This window comes from Jiangella ureilytica (assembly GCF_004348545.1).
GTDB lineage: Bacteria > Actinomycetota > Actinomycetes > Jiangellales > Jiangellaceae > Jiangella > Jiangella ureilytica.
The window spans coordinates 26,366-42,572 of record NZ_SMKL01000004.1 but is presented as its reverse complement, the minus strand read 5'-3'; the positions used below and the strand labels follow the sequence as shown (position 1 = coordinate 42,572).

Here is a 16,207-nt window from a genome sequence, read left to right as displayed (position 1 = left end):
GAGGACGACGCCTCGCTATGAGCGGATCCGGAATCCAACCGCTGGCATGTGATTTGAACTCCTGACCGTTACGGCTCGTCCGCAGAATCGTTTACGTCGGCAGCGGATGGCCTCCCTAGCATCGCAGACCGAATAGCCGCATTTTGCGTCTTCGCCAGTGCAGCCATCTGCTCATAAATCCGGGGTGTGAGATTCGACTGCCGCACAAGGTTATCGACCATCTCTCGATTTCTGGCAGCAAAGCCCGCGTAAGCATGATTGATGGCGGCCACATTAGCTGCTGTGGCGTTTTCTAGATTGTAGAGCTGAGCTATTTTTGCAGCCACAGCGCGAGTGTTCGCCTGATCCGCTGCCTTAGCCGCGGCTTCATCCACTTCCTCTACTTCTTCGATCGTCGCATCATCGATCGATAGGCTCAGGTGCGCACGCGCTAGCTCTAGGAATCGATCAAAGCTGACTTGATAGTAGCCGTGCGGCGAGTGCTGAGCAAACTCTGCAATCAGCTCCTTTCGCGGCCCAAGCCGTCTTCCCTTGCTCTGCTCGTACCAATCACCCTTCCTTTCATCGGTCACAAACAGGAATGGCCGCTGTACCTTGGTTGAATGATCCAATATCTCACACCAAATAAAATAATCGCCCGCCCGCCTCAAGCCATCTTTTGCGGAGTCTTCGTACCCGGGCGGCACCCTATTTGGCATCCTGAAGTCTAGGAATTCTGTAGCGCGCGATTTCAGCACATCCATAGTCGGCTGAGTGCCAACTCGGTCCGTAAAGAGGCGCTCCACCCGGGGCATTACCTGATCATCATCAGGGTCGATTATCGCAACATCCCCGTCCTTTAGTGAGCCCAAGAGCGTACTGAGCTGATCTAATGAAGCGCCAACGCTGTCCTGGACGGCCCTGCGAGAACTCTCGAAGCGCCTTCCTTCGCCGAACGCTGTCGCGACGGCCTTTCGGACGGTCTTCAACGATTCCATGACACGAGTGTATGCATCTGGCAGTTCGTCAATTACGTCTCGGCGGTTCCTCAAGTACTCGATACCGACCTGATACGGCATCCATAGCCGGTCCATCACCACTGGATCCTCTAGGACCTTGAGCGCTTCCTCCCGAGCATCAACTCCCAACCTATAGACGCTTAGCAGCACGTTCGCGTCCAGAATGATCAGGGCGTCTTTGATGAAGCCTTCGGGCTCTAGCGGCGATTCGAAGTACTCAGGAAAGTGTGCGCGCATGATCCGATTATGCTGTAGACATCGCTTCGCTTGCTAGCACCTGTTGCGCGCCGACCCGGGTCGGGAGCGCCGCCCAGTGTGATGGGCTTCCGGGAGTGCCCGCCGTCCGAGACTTCTTCGACGATGAGGGTGGTCAGTATCTGGCAGAAGGGCGCTCCAGCGAGCAGAGCGAGCGCCCTTCGGTGGCCCGCCAGTCAGGAAACGATCACAGGCACGTTCAAAGACGGTGCCTTTGCGAGTCTCCTGTCCGCGGTAACGAGAGTGGCGTTGAGGTGGCGGGCGAGGGCGACGTAGAGGCCGTCGTGGATGGTGATGTTGTTGCGCATCGTCCAGGCGTCTCGCAGCAGCGGTGCGGACTGGGTGACCGATAGCGGCCAGCGGACCAGGCCGTCGACGAGCTTCCCTGCCTGGGCGTCGGTGAGGACGCCGCGGAGCACGTCACGGCGGATCACCTTGGCGACCTCGACGTAGAAGTGATCCACGGTCCATTCCTCGGCACCGGGCCGGAACGTGTGCGCGGTCAGGGCCAGGCCAGAAGGCGTGCGATTGAGGATCTCGACACCGGCAGAGGCATCGAGGACGTAGCGCTGTGGCACTAGTCTTCGTCGCGGATCTCGGCGAGCACGTCAGCCGCCGGCCGGTCCCGCTCGACCGCGGGCAGGGTGGACCACCACGCCCGCCACTCCGCACGTTCCCGCTCGGGGTCGGCAGGCGTCGCGGTGACCACAATGGCCGGATCGCTGAACGCCGGAACCGTCATACCCCCATGGTAGCGGACACCCATTCGCACGCCTCCTAGCTGCACATTCACACTCGACGACTACGTTCTCCGGATCCCGGCCTTGTCAATCGACGCCCGGTGCAGGCGCTCCAGGTCGGTGAACGCCTGCTGCGCCTCGACCAGCCGCCCGGACACCTCACCGAGGCGCCCCAGCTGGTCGACGACCTCACCGATCGCCCCCGACGCCTGTCCCGCGGCGGCAGCGGCGTCCTCGGCCAGGAGCTGACGGCCGGCCTGACTGGACAGCTGCCCGCGGAAGCCGTGGATGCGCTCCCCCAGCCGCTCAGTCAGCGCGTCCAGCCGATCCCGGATCTCGTCATCGGTCGCGTCAGTCAGATAGTGCTTGCGCACGTCGGCCAGCATCTTCCGCGACCAGCCCGCACGCTGCGCCTGGTCCGCGATCGCCCGCAGACTCTCGGCCAGCTCGCGCGCCTCCAGCGGCGTCAAGGTGAACTCACAGAACATGTCCGAATCGGTGGGCTTCACCTGCACGTCGATGATCGGACCTTCGGCACCGAGGTACGCCGCCATCTCCCCGACCTCGGGATGAACGAACGGCACACGGGTGATCTCTTCACGCTTCTCAGGGGTCGGTACGGTAACCACGGGTCTTCCTCCAGCTTGGTTCTGGTGGTGGATCAAGTCCCCGCCCGGGTGTTCCCGCACCCGGCGGGGGCGACTGAAAGATGAGGCAGATCCAGCCACAGGCGGGCCGCGAGCCCAGCGCCACACGACCAAGATCAGGCCGTCTGTGGGCCGTGGGACGTCGGAAACGGCCATGATCCAACGAGAGCTGTAGAGAAGGTTCGTGCAGGTCAGCGGCACTTTCGCCCAGGTCAGCGCCACCAGGCAAAACGCCGCTGAGAAACCACCCAGATCTACGAGGGCACCAACCAGATCCAGCGCATGGTCATGGCAAGACAGCTGCTCAAGGGCACCGTCGGCTTCTGAACCGGCGTCAGCCGCAGGCCGGCGCGAAGGTGAAGTCGTTCGTGACGACGCGCTGTCCGCGGTCCTTCAGCGTGTGGTCGGCGTCGATCTCGAAGACGTCGAGGAGCGGGTTGGTGTTCAGGTCGAACTGGAGCCGCTCGATGTCCGTCGTCCAGGAGAGGTCGCCGTAACGGCCGTCGGACACCTCGACGAGGCGGACGTCGTCGAGGTACTCGCGGCCGGTCGGGCTGGCCATCGTGAACGTGCGGCTGACCCGGGAGCCGTCGGCCAGTGTGAGGTCGACGGTCGTGGCGGGGTCCTTGGACGGCAGGACGTAGTGCAGGCCCCTGGTGTGCGCCCGCAGCCGCCCGTCCTCGACGGTGAACGTCGCGTCCATGAACAGCGGCTCGTCGCCGGCACCCGGGGAGACCAGGTCGTAGGCGCCGCCGGCCATCCGGACGCGCACCTCGCCGCCGTCCATCGCCACCGTGACGTCCTGGATCACGTGCGCGTCCGGCTCGAGGATCGGGTAGAGCAACGGCGTGGTCGAGCCCCAGAACCCGCCCTCCATGGGGCCGCACCCGGTGTCGGGCGCGATGCCGGCCGCGTGCCGGTCGTCGGCGGGGTCGTCGTAGTCGATCGCGAGGGTGATGCCGCTCGGCACGTGGGTGGCCAGGATCGCGTTCCCCGACCGGTCGAACTCCGTCAACTGCCACTCCGACCGCGCCTGCCGCGAGTACGTCAGCTCGGCCGGCGCGGCGTCGACGACGATCGGGCGTGGCGCCACCGCGGTCGGCGAGATGCGACGGTCCAGCGGACCGGCGTCGGCGGGCACGGTGGCGGCCAGGAGGCCGGCGGCGCAGACTGTGATCAGCATCGCCCGAGGCTTCATGCGCGCCACGTTAGGACGGCCGGGCGAACAGCGGGCGGCCACGGGGACAACGCCGCGGATCGCCCGGACGGCTCCTTCCCCGGCGATTCGCCCGCATCACGCCACGTCATGCGTCACACTTGTCCGCCATGACCGACCCGACCAGCGAGGCACTCGAGACGAGCCCGTTCGTCGCCACGATCGTGGTGACCAGCCGGGGGCCGAAGGGGCCGCACGTGCTGCTCCTGCACCCGGCCGACATCGAGGCTCTCGACGGTGAATGGGCCTGGGTGCCGCCGGGCGGCGTCCGCGACCCGTGCGAGAAGATCGCCGACTGCGCAGCCCGTGAGCTGCGCGAAGAGACCGGGATCGTCGCCGAGCCGGAGCCCGTCCGCGTCGATGAGGCCGAAGAGGTCGGGGTGTACCGGCTCGAGGTGCCATGGGGCACGGCCGTGGAGCTCAGCGCCGAGCACACCGCGTCCGAGTGGGTCCCCCTCGACCGGATCGCGCAACGCTGCCAGCCGGCCGAGCTGCTCGACACCGTCCGGGTCGGGCTCGGCGCCTGACCCTGCCCGCGCACGCGCTCAGGAGCCGTAGAGCTCGACCTCGTTGAGGAAGGCCTCCAGGGTGTTGGTGATCGTGTTGGGGTCGCTGATCCGCACGTACTGCGCCGTCACCGGGCTCGCGAACGGACGGAGGTACCCGTCGCGGGCCGCGCGGGCGGGTGTGGTGAAGGTGACGCCGTCCGTCGAGACCTGGATGCGCGCGTCGGCCGGGCCCTGCAGGTTCATGTGCAGGCCGACGCCGGTGAGCTGGTAGGCCCGTGGCAGGCGCAGCGTCACGGAGCGGTTCGGGGTGACCAGGCTGGTGTCGGACCGGATGTCGCCGTCGAACGCGAACGCCGCGTAGGACTGCCGGCAGCCGGCGATGCCGTCCGGGCAGAGTCCGTACCTGCTGAAGGCCGTCTCCGCCACGGTCAGCTGGTCCGCTCGGAACATCGCCGGCAGGTCCAGCCGGCCGGCCCGCCCGTTGTTCACGGTGACGGTGGTCTTCCACAGCCCGTGCGTGGTGCCGCGGGTGTAGCCGCCGGCGCGCTGCGGACACATCCAGCCGGCGCCCCACGGGCAGGGGCAGCCCCAGCCGGATCCGCAGTTGTCGCCGATGACGAAGGCCTGGTTGCCGGAGATCGCCTCCACGCCCATCGTGCCGCTGGAGCCGAGGTGCCGCATCGGCCGGTAGAGGCAGCAGCCGGAGGCGTCCGCGTCGTACCGGTACCAGCCGGCGAACTCACCGCTGGTCTCGCCGCCGGTGGTCGGGTAGTTGGTCCACGGCCGGTACGGGCCGTCCCAGGTGGTGCCGCGGCCGTCGTAGGAGAACCGGAGCTGGTTGTCGGTGCGCCCGGACGCGAGCACCAGGGATCCGTTGCCCAGGAGCTCGACGGACGGCGAGTTGCCGCCGTCGCTCGACAGCAGGATCGGCGCGCCCCAGTTCTCCCCCGTCTGGTCGCTGGAACGGACGGTGTACAGCGCGACGTTCGACGGGATGGCGCGGCTCTTGAAGTTCTCGTCCTTGCGCAGCACCGCGATCAGGCCGCCGTCGCTGGTCGGAGCGAGGCTCGGTTCGGCGAAGCTCTGGGCCGCGGTCACGGAGAACTCGTGGACGAGCGACCAGTTCTGGCCGCCGTCGCCGCTCCGCACGACGCCCGTGAACCAGGTCCAGCCGTGAGCCTGGCCGTAGCGGCCGTACATCGTGCTCAGCATGGTCCTGCCGTCGCTCATCAGGATCGGCCCCTGGTGGAACCGCGCCCAGGCCACCGTCTTGCCGGCGAAGTAGACCTTCGCGTCCTCGGCGACGTCCACCCACGTGCTCCCCGCGAGCATGCGACGGTTGAACACCTCACGGCACCACTGGATGGCGCAGTTCGGGTTGCCGTCCGCGTCCGTGCCGCGGGTGGTGTAGAGGTCCTCGAAGTCGATGGCGTAGACGGCTCCGCTCGCGACCGGCAGCCGGACGAAGTTCATCGGCTGCAGATAGCCGTCGGCGGAGGCGAACGTGCCCCAGACGCCGCCGCCGTCGGTCGACTCACGCAGGACCACCGACCCGGCGCCGACGGCGTCGCGGTTCCTGTTGTAGCCGGCGATCAGCCGCTGGTTGCGGACGCCCTCGCCGTTGGTCGATGCGCCGTTGAACAGGCCGGGGAAGCCCATGAAGTGGTCGTCCGACACGGTGAACAGCGCGCCCGGCGGGACGGTGGCGCTGCCGGCGAGCGCGGCCGGCGCCGCCGGTGGCGCGGCCGGAGCGGCCGGCGCCGCGGGCGCCGCGGGCGTCTCCTCCTCCGCGTCCGGAAGGGAGAGGCCGGGCGGGCTCGCCGTCACCATCACTCCGGCGGCGACGGCGATCGCGAGGGCGACGCGGCCCAGGGCTCGAGGGAGGGATCGATGCAGTGCCATGTCGGTCCTCCTGGGAGTCGACAGGCGGACGGGGGTGTGACGAACCCTCTGACCAGCGATGTTCCATGTCACGCGGCCGGATCGTCCGGTGCAACGGCGGCCGCGCTCAGTGCATCGTGAGCTGAGGCTCGCGCGCGACGGCGGGGTAGTCGGTGTAACCGACCGGCCCGGGCGTGTACAGGTGCGCCTCGTCCAGCGGGTTCCACGCCAGCCCGTGCCGCAGCCGGTGCGGCAGGTCGGGGTTGACCAGGAAGCCGCGGCCGAACGAGACCGCGTCGGCCAGGCCGGCCGCGAGCACGCGGACCGCAGCGGACGCCGTCGTCGCCGCGCGGTTCTCGCCGACGTTCGCGATCAGCGTGCCGGACCACCGCGGCCGCAGGTCGGCGAGCGCCGGGTACACGTCGTCGTCGGTGAGGTGCAGGTAGGCGAGGCCGAGCCCGTCCAGCTCGGCGAGGAGCGCGCGGTAGACCGGTGCGGGATCGCGTTCGCACATCTCGAACTGCGGGTTGCCGGGCGAGAGCCGGATCGCCGTCCGATCGGCGCCGACGGTGCCGGCGACAGCCCGGGCGACGCGCAGCGGGAAGCGGATCCGCCCGGCGATCGAGCCGCCGTACTCGTCGGTGCGCAGGTTGGTGTTGTCGGCGAGGAACTGGTGCGGCAGGTAGCTGTTCGCGGCGTGGATCTCGACGCCGTCGAACCCCGCCGCCAGCGCGTTCGCCGCCGCCGTCACATACGAGCCGACTGCGCGGTCGATGTCCGCGACCGTCATCGCGCGCGGCGGGGGCGGCACGGCCTTCGACCCGTCGGGCAGGTGCTCCGCCTCGGTCGTCGCGACGGCGGACGGCCCGGCCGGGACCGACCCGTCCCAGCGCGCCAGCGGATGACCCTTGCGGCCACCGTGCATGAGCTGGGCGACGACGGTGCCGCCTGCGGCGTGGACCGCCGCGGTGACCCGGCGCCAGCCGTCGACGTGGCGGGCGTCGGAGAGGCCGGGAACCCGCCATTCGCTCTGCCCGGCCGGCTCCGGCCAGATCCCCTCGGTGACGATGAGCCCGGCGGTCGCGCGCTGGGCGTAGTAGACGGCCATCTCCGGCGTGGGGGTTCCGTCCTCGGCGGCGCGCAGCCGGGTCATCGGGGCCATCACGATGCGGCTGGGCAGCTCGAGCCGACCGGCCCGCACCGGGCTGAACAGGGCGTCTGTCGTCATGACGCTACCGTAGAATCTGACATTGATGTCAGCTTCAACCCCTGGGAGGCCGGCGATGCGGATCGGTGAGCTCGCACGACTGACGGCCGTCAGCGAGCGATCGCTGCGCTACTACGAGGAGCAGGGCCTGCTCGCGTCCACGCGTACGCCCGGCGGCCACCGCGAGTACCCGCCCGCCAGCGTCGACCGGGTCATCCGCATCCAGGAGCTGTTCGCCGCGGGACTCAACTCCGCCACCATCGCCGAGCTGCTCCCCTGCATGCGCGACGTCGACGGCGGCCCGGGCGAGAACGCGACGCCCTGGCTCGAGCAGGAGCTCGTCGCCCAGCGTGACAAGCTCGACCGCGCCATCGGCGACCTCGAACGCTCCCGCCAGGTCCTCGACGAGGTCATCAAGGCCGCCACCGGCCGGTGACCCCCACCCGGGTGGTCACCGGCCGTCCGCGCCGCGGCCCGATCAGGCCGCGGCCAGCCGCGCCGGCTCGTCAGCGACGCTGTTGAGCTGGATCTGGTAGTACACGACGTGCAACCCGAGCAGGAGCGAGAGCAGGAGCCCCACCCACGGCTGGCAGGTCGGCTCCAGCCCTGAGTCGCGCTGAGCATTCCGGATGCGCTCACCGGTGTTGTAGACGCTGACGAACGGCGGGATGATCACGAGGCCGCCGATGGTGATCGCCAGGACCGCCCCCATGGGGCTGACCTTGCGATGCGGGAACGCCTCGGCGATCTCGCGGTTGACGTTGTAGTACCAGATCAGCCCGTAGATGCCGAGCGTCACGAACATCAGGACCCAGGCGAGGCCCGGGTTGCGCCGCTTGAGCTGCGGCAGCGCGGGCTCGGACATGGGCATGGTTCCGGACATGGTGTACCCCCCAATGCGGTGACCGGCGGCACCGCGCCGCCGGTCCTGGCCGTCGGCCAGGCGCGTCACCGTACGCACGGGGTCGGACTCTTCGCCGGTTCGCTCAGTTGATCATGGAGAGATCGGACTTCCGCCGCGGCCAGAGGCCCGATTTCTCCATGATCAACGGTGCCGACCGGCGGGGTCAGTCGTCGGCGGTGAGGATGGACAGCAGGCGGATCAGTTCGGCCTGCTCATCCGCCGTCAGCCGGTCGAGCAGCTCGGCGAGACCGGCCGCACGACGCGACCGCAGTGCGCGAAGGACGTCGCCGCCCGACGGCGTCAGGGCGACCAGGGTGGCCCGCCGGTCGTCGGGGTCGGGGCGGCGCTCCACGAGACCTCGCGACTCCAGCAGGTCGACCACCGACGTCGCCGACCGGGGGATGACGTCGAGGCGCCGGGCCAGCTCGCTCACCCGCAGCGGCGACGCGGCTCCGGCCAGGACGCGCAGCACGCGCAGCTGACTCGGCGTCACTCCGGACGCCTCGAGCGAGGGACCCGACGCCCGCCGTAACCGGCGGTTCGTGCTGGTCAGCAGGTCGGCGATGCGCGCCGCGGACTCCGTCTCCACACCGCCACCCTACCACGAATTTGCGCTGCAATCTCTTAAAGAGGTAAACTCTGCATTGTCAGATGAGAGAAGCCAGGAGGGTCATATGGATGACTCCGCTCGCGGGCGAGGCGCCCGCTCCTTCACCAAGGACCGTTCGGTCACCACCCACAAGCTCGCGCCCGGCACGTTCCGGCGCATCCTCACATTCGCCCGCCCCTACAAGAGGCAGCTCGCCGTCTTCCTCGGCCTCATCCTGGTCGACGCGGTGCTCGGGGCGGCGCAGCCGCTGCTGTTCAAGCTGATCATCGACGAGGGGATCCTCGAGGGCGACCGCGGCATGGTCATCGGCCTGTCCGCCGCCGTCGCCGGCCTCGCCGTCGTCACGTCGGCCATCGGGCTCACGCAGCGCTACGTCTCGGCCACGATCGGCCAGGGGCTGGTCCACGACCTGCGCAGTCAGGTCTTCGCACACGTCCAGCGCATGCCCATCGCGTTCTTCAGCCGCACCCAGACCGGCGCGCTCGTCAGCCGGCTCAACGGCGACGTGCAAGGCGCCCAGCAGGCATTCACCTCCACCCTGTCGACGGTGGTCGGCAACGTCGCGACCACGGCAGCGGTGCTCGGCGCCATGCTGGCGCTGTCGTGGCAGATCACGCTCGCCGCGCTGGTCCTGATCCCGCTGTTCGTCCTGCCGGCCAAGCTGGTCGGCCGCAAGCTCGCCGACATCACCCGCGAGCGCTACGAGCTCACCGCCGAGATGGGCCAGACCATGACCGAGCGGTTCAACGTCGCCGGCGCGCTGCTGGTCAAGGTCTTCGGCCGACCCGAGGCCGAGGCCGCCGAGTTCGACGAGCGGGCCGCCCGGGTCCGCGACATCGGCGTGAAGTCGGCCGTCTACTCGCGCGTGCTCATGACCTCACTCGGCCTGCTCGCGGCCCTGGCGACGGCGTTCGTCTACGGCCTGGGCGGCGTGCTGGCCATCGCCGGCTCGCTCGGGGTCGGCACGGTCGTCGCGCTGACGGCGTACCTCGGCCGGCTCTACGGGCCCATCACGTCGCTGTCGAACCTGCAGGTCGACATCATGACCACGCTGGTCAGCTTCGAGCGAGTGCTCGAGGTGCTCGATCTGGAGCCGATGGTCGCCGACGCCCCCGACGCCCGCACCCTGCCCGCCGACGCCGCCTCCGTCGAGTTCGACCACGTCGACTTCGGCTACCCGGCCGCGTCGGACGTGTCGCTCGCCTCGCTCGAGTCGGTCGCGGGCCTGCCCACCACGCCGGGCGACCAGGTCCTGCACGACATCACCTTCACCGCCCGCCCGGGCGAGATGATCGCGCTGGTCGGCCCCTCGGGCGCCGGCAAGTCGACGGTCACCGGCCTGGTCTCGCGCCTCTACGACGTCACCGGCGGCGCCGTCCGCGTGGGCGGTCACGACGTCCGCGACGTCAGCCAGCAGTCCCTGCGCGACGCGATCGGCGTCGTCACCCAGGACGCGCACCTGTTCCACACCACGCTGCGAGCCAACCTGCTCTACGCCCGCCCCGACGCCACCGACGATGACATCTGGGCCGCGCTCGACGCCGCGCAGATCGCCCCGCTGGTCCGGTCGCTCCCGGACGGACTGGACACCGTCGTCGGCGAGCGCGGCTACCGGCTCTCCGGTGGCGAGAAGCAACGGCTGGCCATCGCCCGCCTGCTGCTGAAGGCGCCGCGCATCGTCGTCCTCGACGAGGCCACCGCGCACCTCGACTCCGAGTCCGAGGCCGCCGTCCAGCGGGCTCTCGAGGCCGCACTGACCGGGCGGACCTCGCTGGTCATCGCCCACCGGCTGTCCACCGTCCGCGACGCCGACCAGATCCTCGTGGTCGACGGCGGCCGCGTCGTCGAGCGCGGCACCCACGACGAGCTGCTCGCCGCGGGTGGCGCCTACGCCGGCCTCTACCGGACCCAGTTCCGGTCGCAGGAGACGGCGGCTGCCCTGGCCGCCTGACCGCCGCGGGTCAAGGGCCGGGGACGAGGGTGCGCACGGTGACGATGTCGGACCGGCGGCCCGGGTGGCGGACCTCGACGCTCGATTGGTCCAACCACCCGGCCAGTCTGAGACTGAAGTGACCCTCACCACGGTCGACAGGCCGGTCAAGGCCGGCGGCTCCGGCGGCCACGCGTCCGCCACCGCCGGCAGGTGACGCCGACACCGATACTGACCTGCGCGTTCACGACCCACATCGACGTGGAACGACGACTACAGTGGTCCGGAGGCGACGAGAGGATCGACATCAGGTGGCCCCACCAGAAGGCCCCGCGTTCCACGCGGTCGAACGGTCGAAGGTGTACTCCTCGGTCGTCGACCAGATCCTGGCGAGCATCCGCGACGGGCGGCTGCCGCCGGGCAGCGCGCTGCCGGCCGAGCGCGTCCTGGCCCACCAGCTGCAGGTGAGCCGCGGCTCGCTGCGCGAGGCGATCCGCGTGCTCGAGCACGCCGGCGTCCTCGACGTCCGGGTGGGCAGCGGCACCTACGTCAGCCTCGACAGCGGCTCCGACACCACCATCCTGCGTGCCCAGGCGGCCGTGATCGGCGAGCACAGCCCGCTCGACCTCATCGTCGCCCGGGCCGCCATCGAGCCGGTCTGCGCCGAGCACGCCGCCCGCTCGCACCACCCCGGTGACCTGCAGGCCATCGAGGACGCCGTCACCGAGCAGGCCGAGGTCACGCACGCCGGCGGCGACCCCAGCGAGGCCGACGCCGCCTTCCACCTGGCCGTCGCGGAGGCCACGCACAACGGCGTCCTGGTGGCGCTGCAGCGCAACCTCAACGACCTCATGCACGAGCAGATGTGGAGCGATCTCAAGCACCGGTCCCGCTCGCGGTCGCACGCCTCCGAGGACTACCTCGAGCACCACCGGCTGGTGCTCGAGGCGATCCGGCAGCACGATCCGCGGCGGGCCGGCCAGCTCATGGTCATGCACATGAGCGCCATCGAGACCGGCCTGCTGGCGGAGCTGGACCGCGCCGGCGAGGGTCCGGCCGGCCCGGCCGCGGGCGGTTGACAGCGCTTTCACGGCGCTTCTATGGTCGAATCGGCCGAGCGGTTGGACCAATCGACGACGGGCCGGACCTCCAAGGGATTGTGATGCCTGAGCCGCGATTCGCCGTCAACTGCTCGATCCTGCTGGCCAGCCTGCCGTTGCGCGAGCGGCTCGACACCGTGCGCGCCGCCGGCTTCGAGGCGGTCGAGTTCTGGTGGCCGTTCCCCACCGCGACTCCGAGCGACGCCGAGGTCGAGACGTTCGTCGACACCGTCAGGGCGTCCGGGCTGCGGCTGGTCGGGCTGAACCTGTTCGCCGGCGACCTGCCGGCCGGCGAGCGCGGCGTCGTCTCCTGGCCCGGCCGCGAGGAGGAGCTGCTGGCGAGTGTGCAGGTGGCGACGTACATCGGCACCGAGCTGGGCTGCCGCCGCTTCAACGCGCTGTACGGCAACCGGCTCCCGGGCCGCGACCCCGCGGAACAGGACGCCGTCGCCGTCGGGACCCTCATGGCCGCCGCCACCGGGCTGGGCGTCATCGACGCGACCGTGCTGCTCGAGCCGGTCAGCGGCATCGACGCCTACCCGCTGCGCACGGCCGCGCAGGTGGTCGCCGTCGCCGACCGCGTCGCCGCCGAGACCGGCCGCACGAACCTCGGGCTGCTGCTCGACGTCTACCACCTGTCCGTCAACGGCGACGACGTCGCCGCCGCCATCGAGCTGTACCGCGACCGCATCGCGCACGTGCAGCTGGCCGACGCGCCGGGCCGGGGCGCGCCGGGCACCGGGTCGCTGCCGCTCTCCGACTGGGTCGACGACCTCACCGCCGGCGGGTACGACGGGTGGATGGCACTGGAGCACGTGAGCGCCGACGCGGACCCGTTCGCGTGGCGCAAGGAAGGGAGCTGGCGATGACGGCCATCGGTTTCATCGGCCTGGGGGTCATGGGCGGGCCCATGGCGGCGAACCTGGTGAAGGCCGGGTTCGAGGTCACCGGCTACAACCGCAGCCCCGAGAAGACGCAGCGGCTGGTGGCGGCCGGGGGCCGCGGCGCGGCGTCGGCGGCCGAGGCCGTCGAGGGCGCCGACGTCGTCATCACCATGCTGCCCGACTCCCCCGACGTCGAGTCCGTGCTCCTGGGCTCCGGCGACGACGGCGTCATCGCGCGGCTGGCGGCCGGGACCACCGTCGTGGACATGAGCACCATCCGCCCGGACGTGGCGCGGTCACTGGCCGCGGCGGGTGCGCAGCGCGGGGTCGGCGTGCTGGACGCCCCGGTCAGCGGCGGCGAGCAGGGTGCGATCGACGCGACACTGTCGGTCATGGCCGGCGGCGACGCGGCGACGTTCGAGGCCGCCCGGCCGGTGCTCGACGCCGTCGGGAAGACCATCGTCCACGTCGGCCCGGCCGGTGCGGGGCAGACGGTCAAGGCGGCCAACCAGCTCATCGTCGGCGGCACGCTGCAGCTGGTCGCCGAGGCGCTGGTGTTCCTCGACGCGCACGGGGTGGACCGGGCGCGCGCCGTCGAGGTGCTGGCCGGCGGGCTCGCGGGCAGCGCCGTGCTCGACCGCAAGGCGCCGGCCATGCTGGCCGCGAACTTCCGGCCCGGCTTCCGGGTCGACCTGCACCACAAGGACCTCGGCATCGTCACCGCCGCCGCCCGCGAGGCCGGGGTGGCGATCCCGGTGGGCGCCCTGGTGGCGACGCTCATGGGCTCGCTGCGCGCCCAGGGCCACGGCGACCATGACCACGGCGCGCTCCTGCTGCAGGTCGAGCGGCTCTCCGGCCGCGCGTCCGCCTAGACGACGCCGGTGTAGGTGAGCACGAACGTCACGCTCGGCACCAGGAACAGCGTGGCGACCGCGATGATGCCGCGGAAGCTCTGCTCGGCCCGGACCAGCCGCCGGTACGCCACCACCAGCAGGGGCACCAGCACGATCTCCATCGGCAGCATCGACCGTGGGATCACCACGTCGGCCGCCGACATGACCAGCGACAACAGCCCGGCCGCCAGCCACAGCACCAGCCCCAGTAGGTACGCCCGCCGCGGCCCGAGCCGCACCGCCACCGTCGTGTAGCCGCTGATGCGGTCCGCCTGCAGGTCGGCCAGCGTCGTCGGCACGTACAGCGCCGCGCCGACCAGGGTCCCGAGCACCGCCATGGGCCACGGGAACTCCGAGAGCGGGCGGAGCAGCGACCAGCCCGCCAGCTGCCCGGCGGCCCCGATGGCCAGCGCGTTGACGGTGACGTCGAAGCCCGGGCGGGCCTTGAGCCGCAACGGCGGCGCGCTGTACGCCCACCCGACGAGCAGCACGAACGCCGTCCCGAGCGCGAACAGCGGCCCCACGAACCACGACGCCGCCACCGCCAGCGCCGCCGCACCGGCCGAGACCCCGAGGGCGGCCGACGGGGTCAGCCTGCCGCTGACCAGCGGGGACCCGGCCTTGCGCGGGTTGAGCCGGTCGCCGCGCAGGTCGTGCGCGTCGTTCACGGCCAGCACCGAGAGCCAGACCAGCGGGCCGATCACCAGCGCACCCAGCGCCAGCATCGGCCAGTCGCCCACCGGCGGGACGAGGCGCCGGGTCGCCAGCACCACGCCCAGGTAGTACGGGACCAGCGAGACGAACCAGAACCACGGCCGGCCGATCGCCAGCACGTCGCCGGCCAGCTGCCGGACCCCGGGCCGCGTGCGCGTCATCGTCATACCGACGATGCTCCCGGCCGGCCGGTAGGGTCGGCCTCCCCCGTACGGGGGAACGGCCCGGCGCCGCTACCCCTGCGGAGCTAGACCCACGGCGAGTCGCTCGGCGGCGGCCTCCGCCGTCACGCGGGCGGCGCCGTGAGTCAGCAGGTAGTGCTCGCCCAGCACCTCGGGCAGCGGGTTGACGTCGTGGTCGACGACGATGAGGTCCGGGCGGGCGGCCCGGGCGGCCTCGACCACCGCGACCTGCCACGGACGCCGTCGGACCCCGCGCACCCCGATGACCAGCCGCCGCTCCGGCAGCGCGGCGAGCACCGACGGCAGGTCCGCCGTCGACTCCGTGACCCGCGCGAGCACCGTCCCCGGCAGCCGGTCGACCAGGTGCCGGCCGATGCCCCACGGGATGGGGCCGGCGGCGATGGTGGGGTCGTCGTCGAGCTCGACGACCAGCGGCGGCGCGGTGAGCGTGACGTCGCCGTGGACGGTGACGGCGGCCCGCGCGGCGTCGGCGGCCGCACCATGGACCACCGGCGACGGCGACAGCTCACGCAGCCAGCGGCACAGCGCCTTGACCCGGCCGGCCGCCTCTGCCAGCCGCTGCTCGGGCAGCCGGCCCGACCGCACGGCCTCGACGATCGCCGTGACGATGGCCTCGAGCGGCTCCGGTGTGACGGTGTCGCCGCCGATGCAGAGCGCGTCGACACCCGCGGCCAGAGCCAGCACGCCGCCCTCGGGGTGCCCGACGGTCTGGCTGATGGCGTGCATGTCCATGCCGTCGGTCATGACGAGGCCGTCGTAGCCGAGCTCGTCGCGCAGCAGGCCGGTGATGACCGGCCGCGACAGCGTGGCCGGGCGGTCGCCGTCGAGCGCGGGGAACCGGATGTGCGCCGTCATGACGATCTTCACGTCGGCCTTGACGGCGGCCCGGAACGGCGGCAGGTCGCGGGCCTGGATGACGTCGAGGGAGTCGTCGATGGACGGCACGGTGAGGTGGCTGTCCTCGCTGGTGCCGCCGTGGCCCGGGAAGTGCTTCGCCGTGGCGGCGACGCCCTGCGCCTGCTGACCGGCGACGAACGCCGCGACGTGCCGTGCGACGAGGTCGGGGTCGAAGCCGAACGAGCGGACCCCGATGACGGGGTTCAGCGGGTTGGAGTCGACGTCGGCCACGGGGGCGAAGTTGAGGTCGATGCCGCAGGCGCGCAGCCGGGCGCCGACCTCGGCCGCCACCCGCTCCGTCGCCTCGGGGTCGTCGAGCGCGCCGAGCGCGGCGTTGCCGGGCAGCGTCGACCCCGTCGACACGTCGAGCCGGGTGACGTCGCCGCCCTCCTCGTCGATGCCGACCAGCAGGTCCGGGTTGGCCGCGTGCAGGGCCGCGGTGAGCGCGGCCACGCCGGCGTCGCCGCGGGCGGGGTCGACGTTGCGGCCGAACAGGACGACGCCCCCGAGCCCTTCGGCCGCCAGGCCGGCGAGCCAGGACGGCACCTCGTGGGCGCCCAGGAAACCCGGGAAGAGCGTGGCGAGCGCGAGCCCGCGCAGATCGTGAGGGTGGTTCATG

The 16,207-nt window shown here is 71.0% G+C and carries 17 protein-coding genes; 6 read left to right on the top strand and 11 right to left on the bottom strand.

What is annotated here, in order from left to right:
• Positions 1-68: 68 nt before the first annotated feature.
• The 5 genes from E1212_RS02705 to E1212_RS02690 form a co-directional block, all read right to left on the bottom strand.
• The gene (locus tag E1212_RS02705; protein ID WP_131978743.1) at positions 69-1,235 is read right to left on the bottom strand and encodes a PIN-like domain-containing protein; all 1,167 of its coding nucleotides are present in this window, start codon (positions 1,233-1,235) and stop codon (positions 69-71) included.
• 194 nt (positions 1,236-1,429) lie between these two features.
• Entirely contained in the window at positions 1,430-1,831 is a 402-nt protein-coding gene (locus E1212_RS02700; protein WP_131978740.1) for a type II toxin-antitoxin system VapC family toxin, read from the bottom strand.
• Complete coding sequence (locus tag E1212_RS29190) at positions 1,831-1,995, bottom strand: hypothetical protein (RefSeq protein WP_162605267.1); 165 nt, start codon at positions 1,993-1,995, stop codon at positions 1,831-1,833. Before E1212_RS29190 ends, E1212_RS02700 begins: the two co-directional genes overlap by 1 nt.
• Before the next feature lie 60 nt (positions 1,996-2,055).
• The gene (locus E1212_RS02695) at positions 2,056-2,622 is read right to left on the bottom strand and encodes a cytochrome c-type biogenesis protein (RefSeq protein ID WP_131978737.1); all 567 of its coding nucleotides are present in this window, start codon (positions 2,620-2,622) and stop codon (positions 2,056-2,058) included.
• A 352-nt stretch (positions 2,623-2,974) separates the two neighbouring features.
• The gene (locus E1212_RS02690; protein WP_131978734.1) at positions 2,975-3,823 is read right to left on the bottom strand and encodes a hypothetical protein; all 849 of its coding nucleotides are present in this window, start codon (positions 3,821-3,823) and stop codon (positions 2,975-2,977) included.
• 143 nt (positions 3,824-3,966) lie between these two features.
• Here E1212_RS02690 and E1212_RS02685 point away from each other — a divergent pair, with 143 nt between their 5' ends.
• On the top strand, positions 3,967-4,383 hold the full coding sequence (locus tag E1212_RS02685; protein WP_131978731.1) for an NUDIX hydrolase: 417 nt from the start codon (positions 3,967-3,969) through the stop codon (positions 4,381-4,383).
• 18 nt (positions 4,384-4,401) lie between these two features.
• Here the strand turns inward: E1212_RS02685 and E1212_RS02680 are convergent, their stop codons facing one another.
• Both E1212_RS02680 and E1212_RS02675 read right to left on the bottom strand, forming a co-directional pair.
• Entirely contained in the window at positions 4,402-6,267 is a 1,866-nt protein-coding gene (locus tag E1212_RS02680) for a hypothetical protein (protein ID WP_162605265.1), read from the bottom strand.
• Positions 6,268-6,373: 106 nt separating this feature from the next.
• Positions 6,374-7,474 (bottom strand): alkene reductase, encoded by a 1,101-nt coding sequence (locus tag E1212_RS02675; RefSeq protein WP_131978725.1) that lies wholly within the window; start codon positions 7,472-7,474, stop codon positions 6,374-6,376.
• Positions 7,475-7,529: 55 nt separating this feature from the next.
• Here E1212_RS02675 and E1212_RS02670 point away from each other — a divergent pair, with 55 nt between their 5' ends.
• Positions 7,530-7,889: a MerR family transcriptional regulator gene (locus E1212_RS02670; RefSeq protein WP_131978722.1), complete on the top strand. Its 360-nt coding sequence runs from the start codon at positions 7,530-7,532 to the stop codon at positions 7,887-7,889.
• Positions 7,890-7,931: 42 nt separating this feature from the next.
• Here the strand turns inward: E1212_RS02670 and E1212_RS02665 are convergent, their stop codons facing one another.
• Both E1212_RS02665 and E1212_RS02660 read right to left on the bottom strand, forming a co-directional pair.
• Positions 7,932-8,324 carry a DUF4234 domain-containing protein gene (locus E1212_RS02665; protein ID WP_203416263.1) on the bottom strand — a complete coding sequence of 131 codons (393 nt, stop codon included), beginning with the start codon at positions 8,322-8,324 and terminating at the stop codon, positions 7,932-7,934.
• Between the two features lie 196 nt (positions 8,325-8,520).
• Positions 8,521-8,946, bottom strand: coding sequence for a MarR family winged helix-turn-helix transcriptional regulator (locus tag E1212_RS02660; protein WP_131978716.1), 426 nt, complete (start codon positions 8,944-8,946; stop codon positions 8,521-8,523).
• Between the two features lie 85 nt (positions 8,947-9,031).
• Here E1212_RS02660 and E1212_RS02655 point away from each other — a divergent pair, with 85 nt between their 5' ends.
• The 4 genes from E1212_RS02655 to E1212_RS02640 all read left to right on the top strand — a co-directional run bounded on the left by E1212_RS02655 (position 9,032) and on the right by E1212_RS02640 (position 13,753).
• Positions 9,032-10,918 carry an ABC transporter ATP-binding protein gene (locus tag E1212_RS02655; protein ID WP_131978713.1) on the top strand — a complete coding sequence of 629 codons (1,887 nt, stop codon included), beginning with the start codon at positions 9,032-9,034 and terminating at the stop codon, positions 10,916-10,918.
• A 290-nt stretch (positions 10,919-11,208) separates the two neighbouring features.
• A complete protein-coding gene (locus E1212_RS02650; protein ID WP_131978710.1) occupies positions 11,209-11,976 on the top strand; it encodes a FadR/GntR family transcriptional regulator in 768 nt (255 codons plus the stop codon).
• 83 nt (positions 11,977-12,059) lie between these two features.
• Positions 12,060-12,866 (top strand): hydroxypyruvate isomerase family protein, encoded by an 807-nt coding sequence (locus tag E1212_RS02645; RefSeq protein ID WP_131978707.1) that lies wholly within the window; start codon positions 12,060-12,062, stop codon positions 12,864-12,866.
• A complete protein-coding gene (locus tag E1212_RS02640) occupies positions 12,863-13,753 on the top strand; it encodes a 2-hydroxy-3-oxopropionate reductase (protein ID WP_203416261.1) in 891 nt (296 codons plus the stop codon). Before E1212_RS02645 ends, E1212_RS02640 begins: the two co-directional genes overlap by 4 nt.
• Here E1212_RS02640 and E1212_RS02635 read toward each other — a convergent pair.
• Together E1212_RS02635 and E1212_RS02630 are read right to left on the bottom strand one after the other, a co-directional pair.
• The gene (locus tag E1212_RS02635; RefSeq protein WP_203416259.1) at positions 13,750-14,655 is read right to left on the bottom strand and encodes a UbiA family prenyltransferase; all 906 of its coding nucleotides are present in this window, start codon (positions 14,653-14,655) and stop codon (positions 13,750-13,752) included. The genes E1212_RS02640 and E1212_RS02635 overlap by 4 nt on opposite strands.
• A 66-nt stretch (positions 14,656-14,721) precedes the next feature.
• On the bottom strand, positions 14,722-16,206 hold the full coding sequence (locus tag E1212_RS02630) for a glycoside hydrolase family 3 protein (protein ID WP_131978704.1): 1,485 nt from the start codon (positions 16,204-16,206) through the stop codon (positions 14,722-14,724).
• Position 16,207 lies beyond the last annotated feature (1 nt).

Excerpts from the sequence above, each read along its gene's own strand:
- E1212_RS02705 (WP_131978743.1), bottom strand. The coding sequence starts at position 1,235 with ATGCGCGCACACTTTCCTGAGTACTTCGAATCGCCGCTAGAGCCCGAA.
- E1212_RS29190 (WP_162605267.1), bottom strand. The coding sequence starts at position 1,995 with ATGACGGTTCCGGCGTTCAGCGATCCGGCCATTGTGGTCACCGCGACG.
- E1212_RS02690 (WP_131978734.1), bottom strand. The coding sequence starts at position 3,823 with ATGCTGATCACAGTCTGCGCCGCCGGCCTCCTGGCCGCCACCGTGCCC.
- E1212_RS02685 (WP_131978731.1), top strand. The coding sequence starts at position 3,967 with ATGACCGACCCGACCAGCGAGGCACTCGAGACGAGCCCGTTCGTCGCC.
- E1212_RS02680 (WP_162605265.1), bottom strand. The coding sequence starts at position 6,267 with ATGGCACTGCATCGATCCCTCCCTCGAGCCCTGGGCCGCGTCGCCCTC.
- E1212_RS02675 (WP_131978725.1), bottom strand. The coding sequence starts at position 7,474 with ATGACGACAGACGCCCTGTTCAGCCCGGTGCGGGCCGGTCGGCTCGAG.
- E1212_RS02670 (WP_131978722.1), top strand. The coding sequence starts at position 7,530 with ATGCGGATCGGTGAGCTCGCACGACTGACGGCCGTCAGCGAGCGATCG.
- E1212_RS02665 (WP_203416263.1), bottom strand. The coding sequence starts at position 8,324 with ATGCCCATGTCCGAGCCCGCGCTGCCGCAGCTCAAGCGGCGCAACCCG.
- E1212_RS02655 (WP_131978713.1), top strand. The coding sequence starts at position 9,032 with ATGGATGACTCCGCTCGCGGGCGAGGCGCCCGCTCCTTCACCAAGGAC.
- E1212_RS02645 (WP_131978707.1), top strand. The coding sequence starts at position 12,060 with ATGCCTGAGCCGCGATTCGCCGTCAACTGCTCGATCCTGCTGGCCAGC.
- E1212_RS02640 (WP_203416261.1), top strand. The coding sequence starts at position 12,863 with ATGACGGCCATCGGTTTCATCGGCCTGGGGGTCATGGGCGGGCCCATG.
- E1212_RS02635 (WP_203416259.1), bottom strand. The coding sequence starts at position 14,655 with ATGACGATGACGCGCACGCGGCCCGGGGTCCGGCAGCTGGCCGGCGAC.
- E1212_RS02630 (WP_131978704.1), bottom strand. The coding sequence starts at position 16,206 with ATGAACCACCCTCACGATCTGCGCGGGCTCGCGCTCGCCACGCTCTTC.